Below are 18,030 nucleotides of genomic sequence, written 5' to 3' on the forward strand. Positions count from 1 at the left end.
TGCTCCGGCTTGCCAGCGAGCCACCGCCCGGTACAATCAAACGAAACACAACGAGCAGGACACCATGGAAGAGGACGACATCGTCGCCGTATGGTCCGAACGCGTTCGCTCGGCCAGCGCCGAGGGACGCGCGGTGCGCATCCGTGGCGGGGGCACCAAGGACTGGTATGGCCAGACGCTGGAAGGTGAGATCCTCGACACGCGCGCTTATCGCGGCATCATCGCGTACGATCCGGCCGAGCTCGTGATCACCGCGCGCGCGGGAACACCGCTGCTGGAAATCGAAGCCGCGCTCGCCGAGCACGACCAGATGCTGGCGTTCGAGCCGCCGCACTTCGGTCCGCAGGCCACCTTCGGCGGCTGCATCGCCGCGGGCATTTCGGGGCCGCGCCGGCCGGCCGTGGGCGCCGCGCGCGACTTCGTGCTCGGCGCCGTCGTGATGAACGGCCAGGGCCAGGTGCTGCACTTCGGCGGCCAGGTCGTCAAGAACGTCGCGGGTTACGACGTGTCGCGGCTGCTCGCGGGCTCGCTCGGCACCCTCGGGCTGATCCTCGAGCTGTCGGTCAAAGTGCTGCCGCGCCCGCAGGCCGAAGCCACGCTGAAGTTCGACATGAATGGCACCGACGCGGTACGCAAGCTCAACGAATGGGGCGGCCGGCCGCTGCCGATCACCGCGAGCGCATGGCGCAACGGCACGCTCGCGGTGCGCCTGGGCGGCGCGGAGGCCGCGGTCAAGGCCGCGCGCACCGGGCTCGGCGGCGAAGTCGTCGATGCGGTCGAAGCCGAGCGCTTCTGGGGCGGCCTGCGCGAACAGACCGACTCGTTCTTTGCGAGCATTCCGCCGAAGGCCGCGCTGTGGCGTCTCGCGTTGCCGTCGATCACCGAGCCGCTGCAACTGCCCGGCGCGCAACTGATGGAATGGGGCGGCGGCCAGCGCTGGTGGATCACCGACACCGACGCCCAGACCGTGCGCATCAGCGCGAAGCAGGCCGGCGGCCACGCAACCATTTTCCGCAGCGGCCACGGCTACGACCGCAGCGCCGGCGTATTCACACCGCTGCCCGCACCGCTGATGAAAATCCATCGCGGCCTCAAACATGCATTCGATCCGGCCCGCATCTTCAACCGCGGCCGTCTCTACCCCGACTTCTGAGCGACGCGATGCAAACCAACCTCGCGGACTTCATTCGCAATACGCCCGATGGCAACGAAGCGGACGCCATCCTGCGCAAATGCGTGCATTGCGGTTTCTGCACGGCCACCTGCCCGACCTATCAACTGCTCGGCGACGAGCTCGACGGCCCGCGCGGCCGGATCTACCTGATCAAGCAGATGGTCGAAGGCGCGCCGGTCACGCGCAGCACCCAGGTACACCTCGACCGCTGCCTCACCTGCCGCAACTGCGAAACGACCTGCCCGTCCGGCGTGCAATACGGCCGGCTCGTCGAAATCGGTCGCAAGCTCACCGAAGAGAAGGTCACGCGTCCGCTCAATCAGCGGCTGATGCGGCGGCTGCTCGCGAGCGTGCTGCCGAACAGCGCGATCTTCACCCCCGCAATGCGGCTGGGCCAGCACGTGCGCGGCCTGCTGCCGAAGAAGCTGCGCGACAAGGTGCCCGCGCGTCAACGCCCGCTCGAATGGCCGAGCGCGAAGCACGACCGCAAGGTACTGATGCTCGCCGGCTGCGTGCAACCGTCGATGATGCCGAACGTCAACATCGCGACCGCGCGCGTGTTCGACGCGCTCGGCATCGAGACGCTGATCGCGCCCGAAGCCGGCTGCTGCGGCGCGATCCGCCTGCACCTCGGCTACAACGAAGAAGCGCTCGACGACGTGCGCGCGAACATCGACGCATGGTGGCCCTACGTCGAACAGGGCGTTGAAGCGATCGTGATGAACGCGTCGGGCTGCGGCGCGACGGTCAAGGAATACGCGCACCTGCTGCGCCTCGATCCCGAGTATGCGGAGAAGGCGCGCCGCATCGTCGAGTTGACGCGCGATGTCTCCGAAATCCTGCCCGAGTTCGAAGAACAGCTCGTCGCGATCACGCGCCGCCGTTCCGTGCACACGGTCGCGTTCCATCCGCCCTGCACGCTGCAGCATGGCCAGCAGATCCGCGGCAAGGTCGAGCAACTGCTCGGCGCGCTCGGCCTCGAAGTGCGCCTGCCCGCGGACAGCCATCTGTGCTGCGGCTCGGCCGGCACCTACTCGCTGCTGCAGCCGCGCCTGTCGTACGCGCTGCGCGACCAGAAGCTCGAGCGTTTGCAGGCGCAGGAGCCGCAGGTGATCGTGTCGGCGAACGTCGGTTGCATCGCGCATCTGCAAAGCGGCACGTCGACGCCGGTCGCGCACTGGATCGAATTGGTCGAGCACATGCTGTCCGTATAATCGAGGCATCGTCTTCGCTGAACACCGGTTCGTTCCATGTCCGACCTGCCTCACCGTTTCGCCGATCACTTCGCTCACAATCTCGCCGACGTGCACGAGCGCATCGCCAGTGCCGCGCAAGCTGCCGGCCGCGATGCGCAGTCCGTGACGCTGCTCGCGGTCTCCAAGACGTTTCCGGCCGATGCCGTGCGCGCCGCTCATGCGGCCGGTCAGCGTGCATTCGGCGAAAACTACGTGCAGGAAGCGCTCGACAAGATCCAGACGCTCGCCGATCTGCGCGCGTCGCTCGAATGGCATTTCATCGGGCCGCTGCAATCGAACAAGACGCGGCCCGTCGCCGAGCATTTCGACTGGGTACATTCAATCGATCGGCTGAAGATCGCGCAGCGGCTGTCGGAGCAGCGCCCCGATAATCTGCCGCCGCTCAACGTTTGCCTGCAGGTCAACGTCAGCGGCGAGGCGTCGAAGAGCGGCGTTGCGCCCGACGACGCGGCCGCCATCGCGCACCAGATCGCCGCACTGCCAAAGCTGAAGCTGCGCGGGCTGATGTCGATTCCGGAACCGGCCGGCGATCTCGACGCGCAACGCGCGCCGCATCGCCAATTGCGCGAGTTGTTCGAGCGCTTGCGCAACGACGGGCTCGCGCTCGATACGCTGTCGATGGGCATGTCGGCCGATCTCGAAGCAGCCGTGCTCGAAGGTGCGACGATCGTACGCGTCGGCACCGCGATCTTCGGCGCGCGCGATTACTCGCGTTGAGCTTTTCCACGGGCCTTGCGCGAACCTGGCTGCGCGAAGCCCTCACCGCATCTCATCTGAACCTATCCGGACCATCATGAAAATTGCGTTTATCGGCGGCGGCAACATGGCCGCGGCGTTGATCGGCGGCCTCATCAAGCGGGGCGTCGCGCCCGCGGACCTGTACGCGATCGATCCGAACGAAGACGCGCGCAAGCGCAACGAGCAGCAATTCGGCATCCGCACCGGCGCGGCCGCCGACGGCACGCTCGCCGACTACGACGCGGTCGTGCTTGCGGTGAAGCCGCAGATCCTGAAGAGCGTCGCCGAGACGCTGGCTCCGCATCTGCGCGCATCGCAACTGATCGTCAGCATCGTCGCGGGCATTCGCATCGGCGACATGTCGCGCTGGCTGAATGGTCACGGCCGCATCGTGCGCGTGATGCCGAATACGCCGGCGCTGATCGGTATGGGCGTGACGGGTCTCGTCGCCAGCGGCAGCGTCGACGAAGCGGGCCGTGCGCTCGCGTCGCAAGTGCTCGGCGCGGTCGGCGAAACCGTCTGGTTCGACGACGAAGCGAAGATCGACGCGGTCACCGCGATCTCGGGCAGCGGACCGGCCTACGTGTTCTATTTCATCGAAGCGCTGCAGGAAGCCGCGCGCCAGCTCGGTATGGACGAAGCGCAGGGCCGCGCGCTCGCGGTCGCGACCTTCACGGGCGCCGCGCAACTCGCGGCCAATTCCGACGAGCCGCCGAGCGTGCTGCGTGAACGCGTGACCTCGAAAGGCGGCACGACCGCGGCAGCGCTCGCCTCGTTCGAAGCGAGCGGCATCAAGGACGCGATCGTGCGCGGCGCACTGGCCGCCGATGCCTGGGCGCGCGAGATGGGCGACGAGTTCGGCAAGCAGTAACGCGAACCGGCGTCGCCAGAAATAGCGGAAACAAAAACGCCGTAGCGCGCCTGCCTTTTTCCAATCAGGGCAGGTTGCCTACGGCGTATAGATCCAGCAGCGGTGTGAAGCCCAAAAATCGCTAGCGCGAATTAAAACGAAGTCACCGCGTAGTGCGCGGCGATCCCCGCGAACAACGCGCCGCCGAGCCAGTTGTTGTGACGGAACGCGGCAAAGCACGGCATCCGCTCGCGATTGCGGATCAGCGTGTAGTGATAAATCGCGCAACCCACCGCGGCCGCCCAGCCGAGCCAGTACAACGGGCCAAACCCGAGCGTCAGGCCGATGCCGACGTAAATGCCCAGCGTCACCGCATAACACAGCATGACCGCGGCCACGTCGAAGCGGCCGAAGGTCAGCGCCGATGTGCGGATGCCGATCTTGATGTCGTCGTCGCGATCGACCATCGCATACTCGGTGTCGTACGCAACGGCCCAGAAGATGTTCGCGACCAGCATCACCCATGCGAGCAGCGGCACGTGATCCTGCACCGCTGCAAATGCCATCGGAATGCCGAAGCCGAACGCGATGCCCAGATACGCCTGCGGAATCGCGAAGAAGCGCTTCATGAACGGATACGTGCCGGCGACGAACAGCGCGACCACCGACAGCTCCTTGGTCAACGCATTGAGCGGCTGAATCAGCAGAAACGCGATCAGCGACAGCACGGTGGCCAGCACGACCGCTTCCCACGCATTGATCTTGCCCGACGTGATCGGCCGGTTCTCGGTGCGCTTCACGTGACGGTCGAAATCGCGGTCCGCATAGTCGTTGATCGCACAGCCGGCCGAGCGCATCAGCACCGTGCCGAGCGTGAAGATCACCAGCAATTGCCACGGCGGATGACCGCCGGAAGCGATCCACAGTGCGTTGAGCGTCGGCCACAGCAGCAGCAGGCTGCCGATCGGTTTGTCCATGCGCACGAGGCGCAGATACAGAGGAAGTCGGGCGAACATGGGACGAATTCGGTGAAGTGCGAACACGGTGCGCCTATTTTACGGGAAGCGCACGGCGGCTCTGAATTCACCTGCCCGCGTATCGAGGTGCCGCGCGCTCGCAGCCGTGCATCACGCGGCGGCGGCGGCGCAAAAAAAAAAGCCTCCCGTGTAGGGAGGCTTGTGCGTTTCTGGCACGGCGCGGGTGTTGCCCGCACCTGCATTCGAACCTGACCAGGCCGGCTCAACCGCGTCAAATCACGCGAGCAGCGAGCGCAGCATCCATGCGGTCTTTTCGTGCGTCTGCATGCGTTGCGTGAGCAGGTCGGCGGTCGGCTCGTCGTTGGCGGCTTCCGTCGCCGGGAAGATCGCGCGCGCGGTGCGCACCACCGCTTCCTGACCTTCGACCAGCTGGCGGATCATGTCTTCCGCGGCCGGCACGCCGTCCGCTTCGGGAATCGACGACAGCTTCGCGAAATCCTTGTAGGTGCCCGGCGCATGCACGCCCAATGCGCGGATACGTTCGGCGATCGAGTCGACTGCGAGCGCGAGTTCGTTGTACTGCGTTTCGAACATCAGATGCAGCGTGTTGAACATCGGACCCGTGACGTTCCAGTGGAAGTTGTGGGTCTTCAGGTACAGCGTGTAGGTATCGGCGAGCAAACGCGACAACCCTTCGGCGATCTTCTTGCGATCCTTGTCGCTGATCCCGATGTTGACGTGCTGTACGGCTGCTGCGGCTTCTTTCTTGGCCATGATGACTCCTTCGAAGAGTGATACGAACCGGTCGGCAGATGACGGTCTGCGGAAACACGAATAAAACTGTTCGACAGTGTAGCGTGAATTGCCGCAAGCTTCGCTCGAGACGTGCTCGGGGGCCTTGCTGCGCCGCCATCCTGGCGGTACTGCGCTCAGCCGCCCAGCGCGTGTTGCAACGCCTGCGCGGCGATTACCGCAAAGCCGCTCGCGACGATCGCAACGCCCATCGCCTTGCGCAGCATCAATACCTGCCGTTGCGCCTGCATGCTCGGCGTGGCGGTCGGACCGCCGATGCTTGCCATCATCATCTGAATCATGATCGTACTCCCGGTTCGTCTCGTGACGGCCGCAGCAATGCGCTGCGCCGTCGATTACTCTGCTACTGCCTTGCCATGCGCCGCGTATTGGACGCCTAGCGGTTTCTGCCTTCCTGCAATGCGGCGAGCGCCGCGATCACACCTTCCGCGTAAGCCGGATCGGCGCGGCGGAAATGCTCGATCTGACGCGCGACGATGTCCTGCGGCACGCCGTCGATATGTCGCGCGATATTGCCGAACAGACGCTCACGCTGCGCGTCGTTGAACAGCGCGAACAACATGCGCGGCTGCGTGTAGTAGTCGTCGTCCTCGCGATGCTCGTAACGCGCGACCGCGCCCGCCGCGAGAGGCGGCTCCGATGCGTTCGCGTCCTGCGCGAAGTCGCCGAAGCGATTCGGCTCGTAATTCACGTTGCCGCCGAGATTGCCGTCGGTACGCATCGCGCCGTCGCGATGGAATGAATGCGGGTTCGGCAGGCGCGGCGCATTCACCGGGATCTGGTGATGATTGATGCCGAGCCGGTAACGCTGCGTATCGCCGTACGAGAACAGACGCCCCTGCAACAGACGGTCCGGCGAAAAGCCGATGCCCGGCACCACGTTCGCCGGCGTGAACGCCGCCTGCTCGACGTCCGCGAAATAGTTGGCCGCGTTGCGGTTCAACTCGATCGTGCCGACGTCGATCAACGGATAGTCCTTCTGCGACCACACCTTCGTGATGTCGAACGGATTGAAGCGGTAGTTCGCCGCATCCGCTTCGGGCATCACCTGAATCGCGAAGCGCCACTTCGGGAAGTTGCCCGCGTCGATGCTGGTCACCAGATCGCGCTGCGCGCTTTCACGATCATGGGCGACTACCTGCGCGGCTTCGGCGTCGGTGAAGTTCTCGATACCCTGCTGCGACTTGAAGTGGAACTTGACCCAGAAACGCTCGTTGTTCGCGTTGATGAACGAGTACGTGTGCGAGCCGAAGCCGTGCATCTGCCGGTAGTTCTTCGGGATGCCGCGATCGCTCATCAGAATCGTCACCTGATGCAGCGACTCCGGATGACGCGACCAGAAATCCCACGCCGCGACGTTGTTACGCAGGTTCGTGTACGGATCACGCTTCTGCGTATGAATGAAGTCCGGAAACTTCAGCGGATCGCGGATGAAGAACACCGGCGTGTTGTTGCCGACCACGTCCCAGTTGCCTTCTTCGGTGTAGAACTTGATCGAGAAGCCGCGCACGTCGCGCTCGGCATCGGCCGCGCCACGCTCGCCGGCCACGGTCGAAAAGCGCATGAAAAGCGGCGTTTCCTTGCCGACCTGCGCGAATACCTTCGCCTTCGTGTAGCGCGAGATGTCGTGCGTGACCGTCAGCGTGCCGAACGCACCCGAACCCTTCGCGTGAACGCGACGCTCGGGAATCACTTCGCGATCGAAGTGCGCGAGCTTTTCGAGCAGCCAGACGTCTTGCAGCACGACTGGGCCGCGCGGGCCGGCCGTCATCGAGTTCTGGTTATCGGCGATGGGCGCGCCGGCGGCATTGGTGAGCTTACGTTCGGACATGGGCACTCCTGCGTGGTTTTATTGCATCAGAGGAAATCGCGCGGCATCCGTGCGGGACGGACGCCGTCATGGGTAGGCGCGTCAGGCGGCTAACACCCGGTCGACCAGCAACGACATCGCGACCGTGCGGATACTCGGCGCGGCGGCCGTCATGGTCGGTTGGGTGGGAAAAGCGTGGATGGGCTGTGAAACTGCTTGCATGATGTTTTCCTCCTGGCTTGTCTGACGCCCCGACTGGGGAGTCGGAGGCTGAGCCTTATCGAATCAGGGGATCGGTCGATCCATGGAGGAAACTATAGCAATAGCTATCGAATATTCGTATTTGATTAATTTAATCTATTCGATAGAGCTCGCGCCCTTTTTCGCGGCAGGCCGCGCCGGTATCCGGCGCGGCTGCGGGATGACGGCGCGTCAGTTGACGGCAGTGGGCAGATCGAGTTTTTTGACGCCCGGCAGTTCGCAGGCGGCGATTGCCTCGCAGATCGCATCTATGGCGGGCATGCGCGTGAAGCTCTTGCGCCATGCCAGCACGACGCGGCGATCGGGCACCGGTTCGTCGAACGCGACATAGCTGAGCAGGCCCGCGTCGATACCGCCCGCATGCGGCTTGACCTCGTGCACCGACATGCGCGGCAGCACGGTAATGCCGACGCCGCTCGCGACCATATGACGAATCGTTTCGAGCGACGAACCCTCGAAAGTCTTCTGGATGCCGTCCGCGTTCTGCGAAAAGCGCATCAACTCGGGACATACGCCGAGCACATGATCGCGGAAGCAGTGACCGCTGCCGAGCAGCAGCATGGTTTCCTGCTTCAGATCGTCGGGGTCGATCTTGGAGCGGCCTTCCCACGCGTGACCGGACGGCAGCGCGACGACGAACGGCTCGTCGTACAGCGGGCGCAGCATCAAACCGGTTTCGGGAAACGGCAGCGCCATGATCGCGACGTCGATTTCGCCCTGCTTGAGCAGTTCGATCAGCTTCAGCGTGTAGTTTTCCTGCAGCATCAGCGGCATCTGCGGCACGCGCTGGATCATCTGCTTGACGAGCGTGGGCAGCAGGTACGGTCCGATCGTGTAGATCACGCCGAGGCGCAGCGGACCGACCAGCGGGTCCTTGCCCTGCTTGGCGATTTCCTTGATCGCGAGCGTCTGCTCGAGCACGCGTTGCGCCTGCGTGACGATCTGTTCGCCGATCGGCGTGACGCTGACCTCGCTGGTACCGCGCTCGAAAATCTGCACGTTCAGCTCGTCTTCGAGCTTCTTGATGGCGACGGACAGCGTGGGCTGGCTGACGAAACACGCTTCGGCGGCCCGGCCGAAGTGCCGCTCGCGGGCCACCGCCACGATGTATTTCAATTCGGTGAGCGTCATTCGGGGATCAATCAGTGCGATAGATTCGATAGGTTCTAGTTATACACCTATAGGGTCGGTTCGCCAACCTTTTAGCCATTCCGTTCGTGGCCGAGGCCTCGCGCTCAGGCTTTCAGATATTGCTCGCGTGCGCCGAGCCAGCGCGCCAGATGCTGGAGGACCACGTCCGGATACTGGTCGAGCAGCGTCGCGGCGGCTTCGCGCGCGGGCTCGATCAGGTGCTGATCGTTTTGCAGGTCGGCGAAGCGCAGCATCGCCGCGCCCGACTGCCGCGCGCCGAGGAACTCGCCGGGCCCGCGGATTTCGAGGTCGCGGCGGGCGATCTCGAAGCCGTCGGTGGTTTCGCGCATCGTTTGCAGGCGCGCGCGAGCGGTCATCGACAGCGGTCCGGTGTACAGCAGCACGCAGACCGACGCGGCGCTGCCGCGCCCCACCCGACCGCGCAACTGATGCAGCTGCGCGAGACCGAAGCGCTCGGCGTGCTCGATCACCATCAACGACGCGTTCGGCACGTCGACGCCCACTTCGATCACCGTGGTCGCGACCAGCAACTGGATCTCGTTGCGCGAGAACGCGTCCATCACCGTGGCCTTTTCGGCGGGCGCGAGGCGCCCGTGCACGAGGCCGACCTGCAGCTCGGGCAGCGCGGCCACCAGCGTCTCGTAGGTCTCGACCGCGGTTTGCAGCTGCAGCGTCTCGCTTTCCTCGATCAGCGGACACACCCAGTACACCTGGCGCCCCGTCAGCGCCGCCTCGCGCACGCGGCCGATCACCTCTTCGCGGCGCGCGTCGGACACGAGCTTCGTGAGGATCGGGGTGCGGCCCGGCGGCAGTTCATCGATCGTGGAGACGTCGAGGTCCGCGTAGTAGGTCATCGCGAGCGTGCGCGGAATCGGCGTCGCGGACATCATCAATTGATGCGGCTGGAAGTCGGACGCGCCGTCGGCGGCGCCCTGCGCCTTTGCGCGCAGCGCGAGCCGTTGCGCGACGCCGAAGCGATGCTGTTCATCGACGATCACGAGCCCGAGGCGCGCGAACTCGACCGCGTCCTGGATGATCGCGTGGGTGCCGATCACCAGCTGCGCGGTGCCGAGTGCGGCCGCTTCGATCGCGGCGCGCTTTTCCTTCGTCTTGAGACTGCCCGCGAGCCACGCGACGTTCACGCCGAGCGGCTCGAGCCAGCCGCGCAACTTGCGCGCGTGCTGCTCGGCGAGGATTTCGGTCGGCGCCATCAGCGCGGCCTGGTAGCCGGCGTCGATCGCCTGCGCGGCGGCAAGCGCCGCGACGATCGTCTTGCCGCTGCCGACGTCGCCCTGCAACAGCCGCTGCATCGGATGCGGCTGCGTCAGATCGAGCGCGATCTCGCCGCCGACGCGCTGCTGCGCGGCCGTCAGCGAAAACGGCAGCGCCTTCAGCAGACGCGCGACCAGCGCCGACTCGTCGCCGAGCTTGCGGCGCGGCATCGCCGGCGCGGCGCGGTTGCGCCGCTCGTCGTGCGCACGCTTCAGCGACATCTGCTGCGCGAGTAGTTCTTCGAACTTGATGCGCACCCAAGCCGGATGCGTGCCGTCGATCAACGCCGTTTCGTCGGACTGCGCGCCCGGATGATGCAGCGTGCGCACCGCGTCCATCAGCGCCGGCACGCCGAGCGGTTCGAGAAACGCGCGCGCGACCGGCGCAGGCAGCAGCTCCGGCAGCGAAGTGCGCGCCAGCGCGTTGTCGATCGCCTTGCGCAGATACGCCTGCGACACGCCCGCGGTGCTCGGATAGACCGGTGTCAGCGCCTGCGGCAGCGGCGTGTCTTCATCGACGACGCGCACGGTCGGATGCACCATCTCCATGCCGAAGAAGCCGCCGCGCACGTCGCCACGCACGCGCAGGCGCGCACCGGGCGCCATCTGCTTGACCTGCGAGCCGTAAAAATTCAGAAAACGGAGCACCAGCTCGTCGCCGTCGGCGTCGCGCAGCTTCACGAGCAGTTGCCGGCGCGGGCGATAGGCTATCTCGTTGTCGAACACGACGCCTTCGGTTTGCGCGACGCCGCCGGGCAGCAGGTGACCGATCGGCGTCAGCGAGGTTTCGTCTTCGTAGCGCATCGGCAGATGCAGCACGAGGTCGATGTCGCGTATGAGGCCGAGTTTGGCGAGCTTGTCGGCGGTTTTGGCTGCGGGTTTGGCGGCGGGCTTCGCCGTGGCTTTGGTTTTGGCGGCGGGTTTGTCGCCGCTCGCGGGGTCGCCGTCGCGCCCGGCATCATGGCCTGCGGCAATCATGCCGCCTTGCGCGCCACCATCTGCCGCCTCCGGTTCCCCCGCCTCCGCTCGCGCACTCCGGCGCCGCGGTTCGGCGCCCGCTTCGAGGGTGGCAACGGACGATCGGCGGTCGGACAAAGGCATGGGCTGCTTCGCAAGTACAATATCGGCTGCTGTCGAAATAAAATCGTGCCGCTCTGCGCGCATCCAGCGCGGGCAAGATGCGGCTCGAACGCGCACGCGGGCCGCTTCGGCGTCCCGCCATCATAGCCGCCCGGCTCCGGCTTCGGCTCAATTCAGTCCCAAATCAGTACCAATCCGCTTCCAGTCGTTCGCATGTTTACGCTTTCCGATTTCGATTTCGATCTGCCGCCCGAGCTGATCGCGCAAGTCGCGCTGCCGGAGCGCAGCGCCAGCCGTCTGCTCGACGTGGACGCCGCGGGCGCCGCCGACGGCGCCGCGCGCCTGATCGACCGCCGCTTTACCGAATTGCCCGAGCGCCTCGCGCCGGGCGACCTGCTGGTCTTCAACGATACCAAAGTGCTGAAGGCGCGCTTCTTCGGCCAGAAGGCGAGCGGCGGCAAGATCGAAGTGCTGGTCGAGCGCCTGACCGGCGAGCGCAGCGCGCTCGCGCAGATCCGCGCGAGCAAGAGCCCGCAGGCGGGCACGACGATCCGTCTCGCGGATGCGTTCGACGTCACCGTCGGCGAGCGCGTCGATCAGTTCTACACGCTGCACTTCCCCGACGACTGCCTGACGCTGATCGAGCAATACGGCCGTCTGCCGCTGCCGCCGTACATCGAGCACGATCCCGACGCGACCGACGAAACCCGCTATCAAACGGTGTACGCGCAGAACCCGGGCGCGGTCGCCGCGCCGACCGCCGGCCTGCACTTCGACGACGCGCTGCTCGCGAGGCTCGACGCACTCGGCATCGAACGCGCGACGCTGACGCTGCACGTCGGCGCGGGCACGTTCCAGCCTGTGCGGGTCGAGAACATCGCCGAGCACAAGATGCACAGCGAGTGGTATCACCTGCCGCAAGCGCTGGCCGACAAGATCGCTGCGACCAAAGCGCGCGGCAACCGCGTGATCGCGGTCGGCACGACCTCGATGCGCGCGCTCGAAGCCGCCGCGCGCGACGCCGAAGCCGCCGGCCATCCGCTCGCCGCGGCGAGCGCGGAAACCGACATCTTCATCACGCCGGGCTACCGCTTCCGCGTGGTCGACCGGCTGGTCACGAACTTCCACTTGCCGAAATCGACGCTGCTGATGCTGGTGTCGGCGTTCGCCGGTGTCGAGACGATTCGCGCCGCGTACCGTCATGCGATCGACGAGCGCTATCGCTTTTTCAGCTACGGTGACGCGATGCTGCTGACGCGGCGCGATGCCTAAGCCGGTTCGAGCACTGCTTCAGCGTATTGGCTGTTTTCCCAACCGCCGCGATCCGTAGTGGCGGTTTTCATTGATTGCGCCGGACTGTTTTCCGGTAGCACAGGAGTGATCCCCATGACCTTTGGTCATCCCTCGCAGCATCCTGCCCACGAGCGCCCGGAGAATGGCCTCAAATTCGAACTGCTCGGCACCGACGGCCTCGCGCGCCGCGGCCGCGTCACGCTGAACCACGGCGTGGTGGAGACGCCGATCTTCATGCCGGTCGGCACCTACGGCACCGTAAAGGCGGTCCAGCCGCGCGAGCTCGACGAAATGCACGCGCAGATCATCCTCGGCAATACGTTTCACCTGTGGCTGCGCCCCGGCCTCGAAACCATCGAGGCCCACGGCGGACTGCACGGCTTCATGGGCTGGAAGAAGCCGATCCTGACCGACTCGGGCGGTTTCCAGGTGTTCTCGCTCGGCGATCTGCGCAAGATCACCGAGGACGGCGTCACGTTCGCGTCGCCGATCAACGGCGACCGGCTGTTCCTGTCGCCGGAAGTGTCGATGCAGATCCAGAAGGTGCTGAACTCCGACATCGTGATGCAGTTCGACGAATGCACGCCGTACGCGACCAACAACGTCCCGACCTCGCACAAGGAAGCCGCTGAATCGATGCGCATGTCGATGCGCTGGGCCCAGCGCTCGATCGACGAATTCCAGCGCCTCGGCAATCCGAATGCGCTGTTCGGCATCGTGCAGGGCGGCATGTTCGAGGATCTGCGCGACGAGTCGCTCGCCGGTCTCGCCGAGAAGAACTTCCACGGCCTCGCGATCGGCGGTCTGTCGGTCGGCGAGCCGAAGGAAGACATGATGAGGGTCCTGAACCATATCGGCCCCAAGCTGCCGGCCAACAAGCCGCACTACCTGATGGGCGTCGGCACGCCGGAAGACCTGGTGGCCGGCGTCGCCGCCGGCGTCGACATGTTCGACTGCGTGATGCCGACGCGCAACGCGCGCAACGGCTGGCTGTTCACGCGCTTCGGCGACATCAAGATCCGCAACGCGACGCACAAGAACTCGCTGCGCCCGCTCGACGAGCAATGCGGCTGCTACACCTGCCGCAACTTCACACGCGGCTATCTACACCACCTGCATCGCGTCGGCGAAATCCTCGGCGCGCAGCTGAACACGATCCACAACCTGCACTATTACCTCGAGCTGATGCAGGAAATGCGCGATGCGATCGAGGCGAAGCTGTTCGACGCGTTCCGCAAGCGTTTCCACGAAGACCGCGCGCGCGGCGTCGAACCGTCGTCCTGACGGCACGGTACGTGAATGCCGCTGAGGATTGCCCCATGCGGCACGCGAACAACTTACAATTTGCTTTCGCCGGCCGCTGAATTTGCCCCGAATCTGACCTTTAAACGGTTGATCGCAAAGCCGATTCGCCGTGCCGGCGCTCGTGTGGCCGGTGGTAGAATAATCGGCTGATTTTTTGTTCGTTTGTTTGACCAATAACGGAGAGACCAACGTGTCGTTCATTTCCAATGCCTTCGCGCAAGGCGCTGCAGCAGGCGGTATCGAATCGAACCTGATGAGCTTCCTGCCGCTGATCCTGATGTTCGGCGTGCTGTATTTCATCATGATTCGCCCGCAAATGAAGCGTCAGAAGGAACATCGCAACATGCTCGCAGCGATGGCCAAGGGCGATGAAGTCGTGACGAACGGCGGTATCGTCGGCAAGGTGACGAAGGTGGGCGAAGCCTACGTCGGCATCGAAATCTCGGAAGGCACGGAAATCACCGTGCAGAAGGCGTCGGTCACGACAATTCTCCCGAAGGGCACGATCAAGTCGCTGTAAGGCCTGCACTCCTCGCGTCCGGCGCGGCCTCGCCGGCCGTTCAGGCACTTCGCTGAACGGCCCGCGCTCATCGCCGGACGCATCGCATCCAAGCCAACCTTCCCGTTGGACCACTCATGAATCGCTACCCCCTCTGGAAATACGCCGTGATGCTGGTGGCCCTGGTCATCGGCCTCGTGTACACGCTGCCCAATCTGTACGGCGAAGCGCCGGCGGTGCAGGTGTCGAGCGGCAAGGCCACGGTCAGGCTCGACGCCACCACGCTGGCGTCGGTCGAAGCCGCGCTCGCGGGCAATCAGATCAAGCCGACCGCAGTCACGTTCGACAACTCGCAGACCAACGCGAACATCCGCGTGCGCCTGACGGACACGGACACGCAGCTGCGCGTCAAAGACCTGCTGCAGAAGTCGCTCAATAGCGACCCGAACGATCCGCAATACATCGTCGCACTGAACCTGCAAAGCGCGTCGCCGACCTGGATGACCGCGCTGCGCGCACTGCCGATGTACCTCGGTCTCGACCTGCGCGGCGGCGTGCACTTCCTGCTGCAGGTCGACATGGCCGGCGCACTGAACAAGAAGCTCGATTCGGACGCCTCGGACGTGCGCACGCTGCTGCGCGACAACAACGTGCGCGACGGCGGCGTGAATCGCGTGAACCAGTCGGTGGTGGTGAATCTGGCCGATCAGGCCACGGCGGACGCGGCACTCAAGCTTCTCGGCCGCGGCGTCAGCGAACTCCAGTGGACCTCGCAGCCGAGCCCCGGCGCGGACGGCGGTGTGCAACTGGTCGGCACTTTCACGCCGGCCGTGCAGCGCGCGGTGCAAGACGCCGCGCTGAAGCAGAACATCACGACGCTGCATAACCGCGTGAACGAACTCGGCGTGGCCGAGCCGGTGATCCAGCAACAGGGCGCCGACCGCATCGTGGTCGAACTGCCGGGCGTGCAGGACACCGCGAAGGCGAAGGACATCATCGGCCGCACGGCGACGCTCGAAGCGCGCCTCGCCGACCCGGTCAACACGCATCCGAACCCGAACGACCCGGTGCCGCCGGGCGACGAACTCTTCACGCAAGGCAACCAGGCGCCGGTGCTGCTGCGCAAGCAGGTGATCTTCACCGGCGACCGCATCATCGACGCATCGGCGGGCTTCGACGAGCATCAGCGTCCGTCGGTCAACATCCGACTCGACTCGGCCGGCGGCCGCGCGGTGCGCGCGGTGTCGCGCGACAACATCGGCAAGCCGATGGCGATGGTGCTGTTCGAACGCGGCAAGGGTGAAGTGCTGACGGTCGCGACCATTCAGTCGGAACTGGGCGACCGCTTCCAGATCACCGGTCAGCCGACCCCGCAAGCGGCCGCCGACCTCGCGCTGCTGCTGCGCGCCGGTTCGCTCGCCGCGCCGATGGAAATCATCGAGGAACGCACGATCGGCCCGAGCCTCGGCGCCGACAACATCAAGAAGGGCTTCCACTCGGTCGTGTGGGGCTTCGCGGCGATCGCCGTGTTCATGATCGCGTACTACATGCTGTTCGGCGTGATCTCGATGATCGGCCTGTCCGTGAACCTGCTGCTGCTGGTCGCGGTGCTGTCGATGCTGCAGGCCACGCTCACGCTGCCGGGTATCGCCGCTATCGCGCTCGCGCTCGGTATGGCGATCGACGCGAACGTGCTGATCAACGAGCGCGTGCGCGAAGAGTTGCGCCACGGCGCGCCGCCGCAACTGGCCATCCAGAACGGCTACGCGCATGCGTGGGCGACGATTCTCGACTCGAACGTGACCACGCTGATCGCCGGCCTCGCGCTGCTCGCATTCGGCTCGGGTCCGGTGCGCGGTTTCGCGATCGTCCACTGTATCGGCATTCTGACGTCGATGTTCTCGGCGGTGTTCTTCTCGCGCGGCCTCGTCAACTTCTGGTACGGCGGCAAGAAGAAGCTGAAGTCGCTGTCGATCGGCCAGGTGTGGCGTCCGCAAGCGGCCGCCGCCGGCTCGGCTGCTTACGCCGGCGGTCTCGGCAGCAGCGACGCCGCGACCGACACCGCGCAGGCCATCGCCACGGCGAAGGCGAGCGCGAAGGCAAGCTCGAAGGCACCGGCCGCAGCCGGCGCGCAGGGTCGCGCGAAGCCGACCGTCCGCCGCCGCAATGCGCCGGGCACGCCGACGTCGAATGGCTCGACGCCGCAGAAACCGGGTTCATCCCGCTGAGTCCCGGAGAACAAGACCATGGAATTTTTCCGTTTCCGCAAAGACATTCCGTTCATGCAGCGCGCGTTGATCTTCAACGCGATCTCGCTGATCACCTTCCTCGCCGCCGTGTTCTTCCTCGTGCATCGCGGGCTGCATCTGTCGGTGGAATTCACCGGCGGTACCGTGATCGAGGTTCAGTATCCGAGCGCGGTGCCGCTCGACCCGGTGCGTGCCACGCTCGGCAAGCTCGGCTATGCCGACGCGCAGGTGCAGAACTTCGGCACCGCGCGCGACGTGCTGATCCGTCTGCCGCTGAAGTCGGGCTTCACGTCCGCGCAACAGAGCGAGCAGGTGATGAGCGCGCTGAAGGCCGATACGCCCGAGGTGCAGTTGCAGCGCGTCGAGTTCGTCGGTCCGCAGGTCGGCAAGGAACTCGCCACCGATGGTCTGCTCGCGCTCGCGTGCGTGGTGATCGGTATCGTCATCTACCTGTCGTTCCGCTTCGAATGGAAGTACGCGGTCGCCGGCGTGATCGCGAACTTGCACGACGTCGTGATCATTCTCGGCTTCTTCGCATTCTTCCAGTGGGAGTTCTCGCTGTCGGTGCTGGCCGCGGTGCTCGCGGTGCTCGGCTATTCGGTCAACGAATCGGTGGTTATCTTCGACCGGATTCGCGAAACCTTCCGCCGCGAACGCAAGATGAGCGTGATCGAGGTGATCAACCACGCAATCACCAGCACGATGTCGCGTACCATCATCACGCACGGCTGTACGCAAATGATGGTGCTGTCGATGTTCCTGTTCGGCGGGCCGACGCTGCACTACTTCGCGCTCGCGCTGACGGTCGGTATTCTGTTCGGTATCTACTCGTCGGTGTTCGTCGCCGCGGCGCTCGCGATGTGGTTCGGCGTCAAGCGCGAAGACCTGATCAAGGAAAAGAAAGAAAGCCACAATCCGGACGATCCGAACGCGGGCGCGCAGGTTTGATGCGCGCGTAGTCGCTGAGGATTGCGCGGAATAAAAAAGGCCGGTTCGATCGAACCGGCCTTAATGAGATGGTCAGCCTGACCCGAAACAGCCCGATCGGCTTACGCTGATCGGGCTGTTTCCTTTTTGGGAGATCGTCATGGACACCATCTCGTTGATCGGAATCGATCTGGGTAAGCATTGCTTCCACCTGCACGCACAGTCCGCATCGGGCCGTATGGTGTTCCGCAAGAAGCTCACGCGCAGCCAGATGCTGACGCTGCTGGGCAATCTTCCGCGCTGTACGGTAGTCATGGAAGCGTGTGCCGGCGCGCACTGGGTTGCAAGACGTGTGGAGGTACTGGGGCACCAGGC

Annotated in this window: 15 protein-coding genes and 1 pseudogene; 10 read left to right on the top strand and 6 right to left on the bottom strand. The window is 65.0% G+C overall.

Annotation, left to right across the window (positions count from 1 at the left end):
* Positions 1-64 precede the first annotated feature (64 nt).
* From glcE to proC, 4 genes are all read left to right on the top strand, one after another.
* Positions 65-1,153: a glycolate oxidase subunit GlcE gene (gene glcE, locus GCT19_RS02260; RefSeq protein ID WP_018431890.1), complete on the top strand. Its 1,089-nt coding sequence runs from the start codon at positions 65-67 to the stop codon at positions 1,151-1,153.
* 8 nt (positions 1,154-1,161) lie between these two features.
* The gene (glcF, locus tag GCT19_RS02265; protein ID WP_013088485.1) at positions 1,162-2,388 is read left to right on the top strand and encodes a glycolate oxidase subunit GlcF; all 1,227 of its coding nucleotides are present in this window, start codon (positions 1,162-1,164) and stop codon (positions 2,386-2,388) included.
* A 36-nt stretch (positions 2,389-2,424) separates the two neighbouring features.
* The gene (locus GCT19_RS02270) at positions 2,425-3,147 is read left to right on the top strand and encodes a YggS family pyridoxal phosphate-dependent enzyme (protein WP_152850898.1); all 723 of its coding nucleotides are present in this window, start codon (positions 2,425-2,427) and stop codon (positions 3,145-3,147) included.
* Positions 3,148-3,223: 76 nt separating this feature from the next.
* On the top strand, positions 3,224-4,039 hold the full coding sequence (gene proC / locus GCT19_RS02275; RefSeq protein ID WP_152850899.1) for a pyrroline-5-carboxylate reductase: 816 nt from the start codon (positions 3,224-3,226) through the stop codon (positions 4,037-4,039).
* Positions 4,040-4,170: 131 nt separating this feature from the next.
* Here the strand turns inward: proC and ubiA are convergent, their stop codons facing one another.
* From ubiA to recG, 6 genes are all read right to left on the bottom strand, one after another.
* The gene (ubiA, locus tag GCT19_RS02280) at positions 4,171-5,034 is read right to left on the bottom strand and encodes a 4-hydroxybenzoate octaprenyltransferase (protein WP_152850900.1); all 864 of its coding nucleotides are present in this window, start codon (positions 5,032-5,034) and stop codon (positions 4,171-4,173) included.
* Positions 5,035-5,271: 237 nt separating this feature from the next.
* Positions 5,272-5,769: a Dps family protein gene (locus GCT19_RS02285; RefSeq protein ID WP_018431894.1), complete on the bottom strand. Its 498-nt coding sequence runs from the start codon at positions 5,767-5,769 to the stop codon at positions 5,272-5,274.
* Positions 5,770-5,924: 155 nt separating this feature from the next.
* Positions 5,925-6,089, bottom strand: a complete 165-nt coding sequence (locus GCT19_RS42550; protein WP_184131500.1) for a hypothetical protein — start codon at positions 6,087-6,089, stop codon at positions 5,925-5,927.
* 95 nt (positions 6,090-6,184) lie between these two features.
* Positions 6,185-7,639, bottom strand: coding sequence for a catalase (locus GCT19_RS02290; RefSeq protein ID WP_018431896.1), 1,455 nt, complete (start codon positions 7,637-7,639; stop codon positions 6,185-6,187).
* Between the two features lie 411 nt (positions 7,640-8,050).
* Positions 8,051-9,010 (bottom strand): LysR substrate-binding domain-containing protein, encoded by a 960-nt coding sequence (locus GCT19_RS02295; RefSeq protein ID WP_018431898.1) that lies wholly within the window; start codon positions 9,008-9,010, stop codon positions 8,051-8,053.
* Between the two features lie 104 nt (positions 9,011-9,114).
* Positions 9,115-11,403, bottom strand: coding sequence for an ATP-dependent DNA helicase RecG (gene recG / locus GCT19_RS02300; protein ID WP_152850901.1), 2,289 nt, complete (start codon positions 11,401-11,403; stop codon positions 9,115-9,117).
* 192 nt (positions 11,404-11,595) lie between these two features.
* Between recG and queA the strand changes: the two genes are divergently transcribed.
* The 6 genes and pseudogenes from queA to GCT19_RS02330 form a co-directional block, all read left to right on the top strand.
* On the top strand, positions 11,596-12,654 hold the full coding sequence (queA, locus tag GCT19_RS02305) for a tRNA preQ1(34) S-adenosylmethionine ribosyltransferase-isomerase QueA (protein WP_018431900.1): 1,059 nt from the start codon (positions 11,596-11,598) through the stop codon (positions 12,652-12,654).
* Positions 12,655-12,768: 114 nt separating this feature from the next.
* Positions 12,769-13,959, top strand: a complete 1,191-nt coding sequence (tgt, locus tag GCT19_RS02310; protein ID WP_018431901.1) for a tRNA guanosine(34) transglycosylase Tgt — start codon at positions 12,769-12,771, stop codon at positions 13,957-13,959.
* A gap of 211 nt (positions 13,960-14,170) precedes the next feature.
* Positions 14,171-14,500 carry a preprotein translocase subunit YajC gene (yajC, locus tag GCT19_RS02315; protein WP_008922485.1) on the top strand — a complete coding sequence of 110 codons (330 nt, stop codon included), beginning with the start codon at positions 14,171-14,173 and terminating at the stop codon, positions 14,498-14,500.
* A 116-nt stretch (positions 14,501-14,616) separates the two neighbouring features.
* Positions 14,617-16,707, top strand: coding sequence for a protein translocase subunit SecD (gene secD, locus GCT19_RS02320; RefSeq protein WP_152850903.1), 2,091 nt, complete (start codon positions 14,617-14,619; stop codon positions 16,705-16,707).
* An 18-nt stretch (positions 16,708-16,725) separates the two neighbouring features.
* The gene (secF, locus tag GCT19_RS02325; RefSeq protein ID WP_018431903.1) at positions 16,726-17,676 is read left to right on the top strand and encodes a protein translocase subunit SecF; all 951 of its coding nucleotides are present in this window, start codon (positions 16,726-16,728) and stop codon (positions 17,674-17,676) included.
* A gap of 139 nt (positions 17,677-17,815) precedes the next feature.
* Positions 17,816-18,030, top strand: a pseudogene (locus GCT19_RS02330) (IS110 family transposase); the annotation flags it as partial.

It is taken from the genome of Paraburkholderia atlantica (assembly GCF_009362785.1).
GTDB classification, from domain to species: Bacteria; Pseudomonadota; Gammaproteobacteria; order Burkholderiales; family Burkholderiaceae; genus Paraburkholderia; species Paraburkholderia atlantica.

Coding starts and splice junctions, on each gene's coding strand:
- ubiA (WP_152850900.1), bottom strand. CDS start 5,034: ATGTTCGCCCGACTTCCTCTGTATCTGCGCCTCGTGCGCATGGACAAA.
- glcF (WP_013088485.1), top strand. CDS start 1,162: ATGCAAACCAACCTCGCGGACTTCATTCGCAATACGCCCGATGGCAAC.
- secD (WP_152850903.1), top strand. CDS start 14,617: ATGAATCGCTACCCCCTCTGGAAATACGCCGTGATGCTGGTGGCCCTG.
- tgt (WP_018431901.1), top strand. CDS start 12,769: ATGACCTTTGGTCATCCCTCGCAGCATCCTGCCCACGAGCGCCCGGAG.
- glcE (WP_018431890.1), top strand. CDS start 65: ATGGAAGAGGACGACATCGTCGCCGTATGGTCCGAACGCGTTCGCTCG.
- secF (WP_018431903.1), top strand. CDS start 16,726: ATGGAATTTTTCCGTTTCCGCAAAGACATTCCGTTCATGCAGCGCGCG.
- GCT19_RS02295 (WP_018431898.1), bottom strand. CDS start 9,010: ATGACGCTCACCGAATTGAAATACATCGTGGCGGTGGCCCGCGAGCGG.
- GCT19_RS42550 (WP_184131500.1), bottom strand. CDS start 6,089: ATGATTCAGATGATGATGGCAAGCATCGGCGGTCCGACCGCCACGCCG.
- GCT19_RS02285 (WP_018431894.1), bottom strand. CDS start 5,769: ATGGCCAAGAAAGAAGCCGCAGCAGCCGTACAGCACGTCAACATCGGG.
- GCT19_RS02270 (WP_152850898.1), top strand. CDS start 2,425: ATGTCCGACCTGCCTCACCGTTTCGCCGATCACTTCGCTCACAATCTC.
- recG (WP_152850901.1), bottom strand. CDS start 11,403: ATGCCTTTGTCCGACCGCCGATCGTCCGTTGCCACCCTCGAAGCGGGC.
- queA (WP_018431900.1), top strand. CDS start 11,596: ATGTTTACGCTTTCCGATTTCGATTTCGATCTGCCGCCCGAGCTGATC.
- GCT19_RS02290 (WP_018431896.1), bottom strand. CDS start 7,639: ATGTCCGAACGTAAGCTCACCAATGCCGCCGGCGCGCCCATCGCCGAT.
- proC (WP_152850899.1), top strand. CDS start 3,224: ATGAAAATTGCGTTTATCGGCGGCGGCAACATGGCCGCGGCGTTGATC.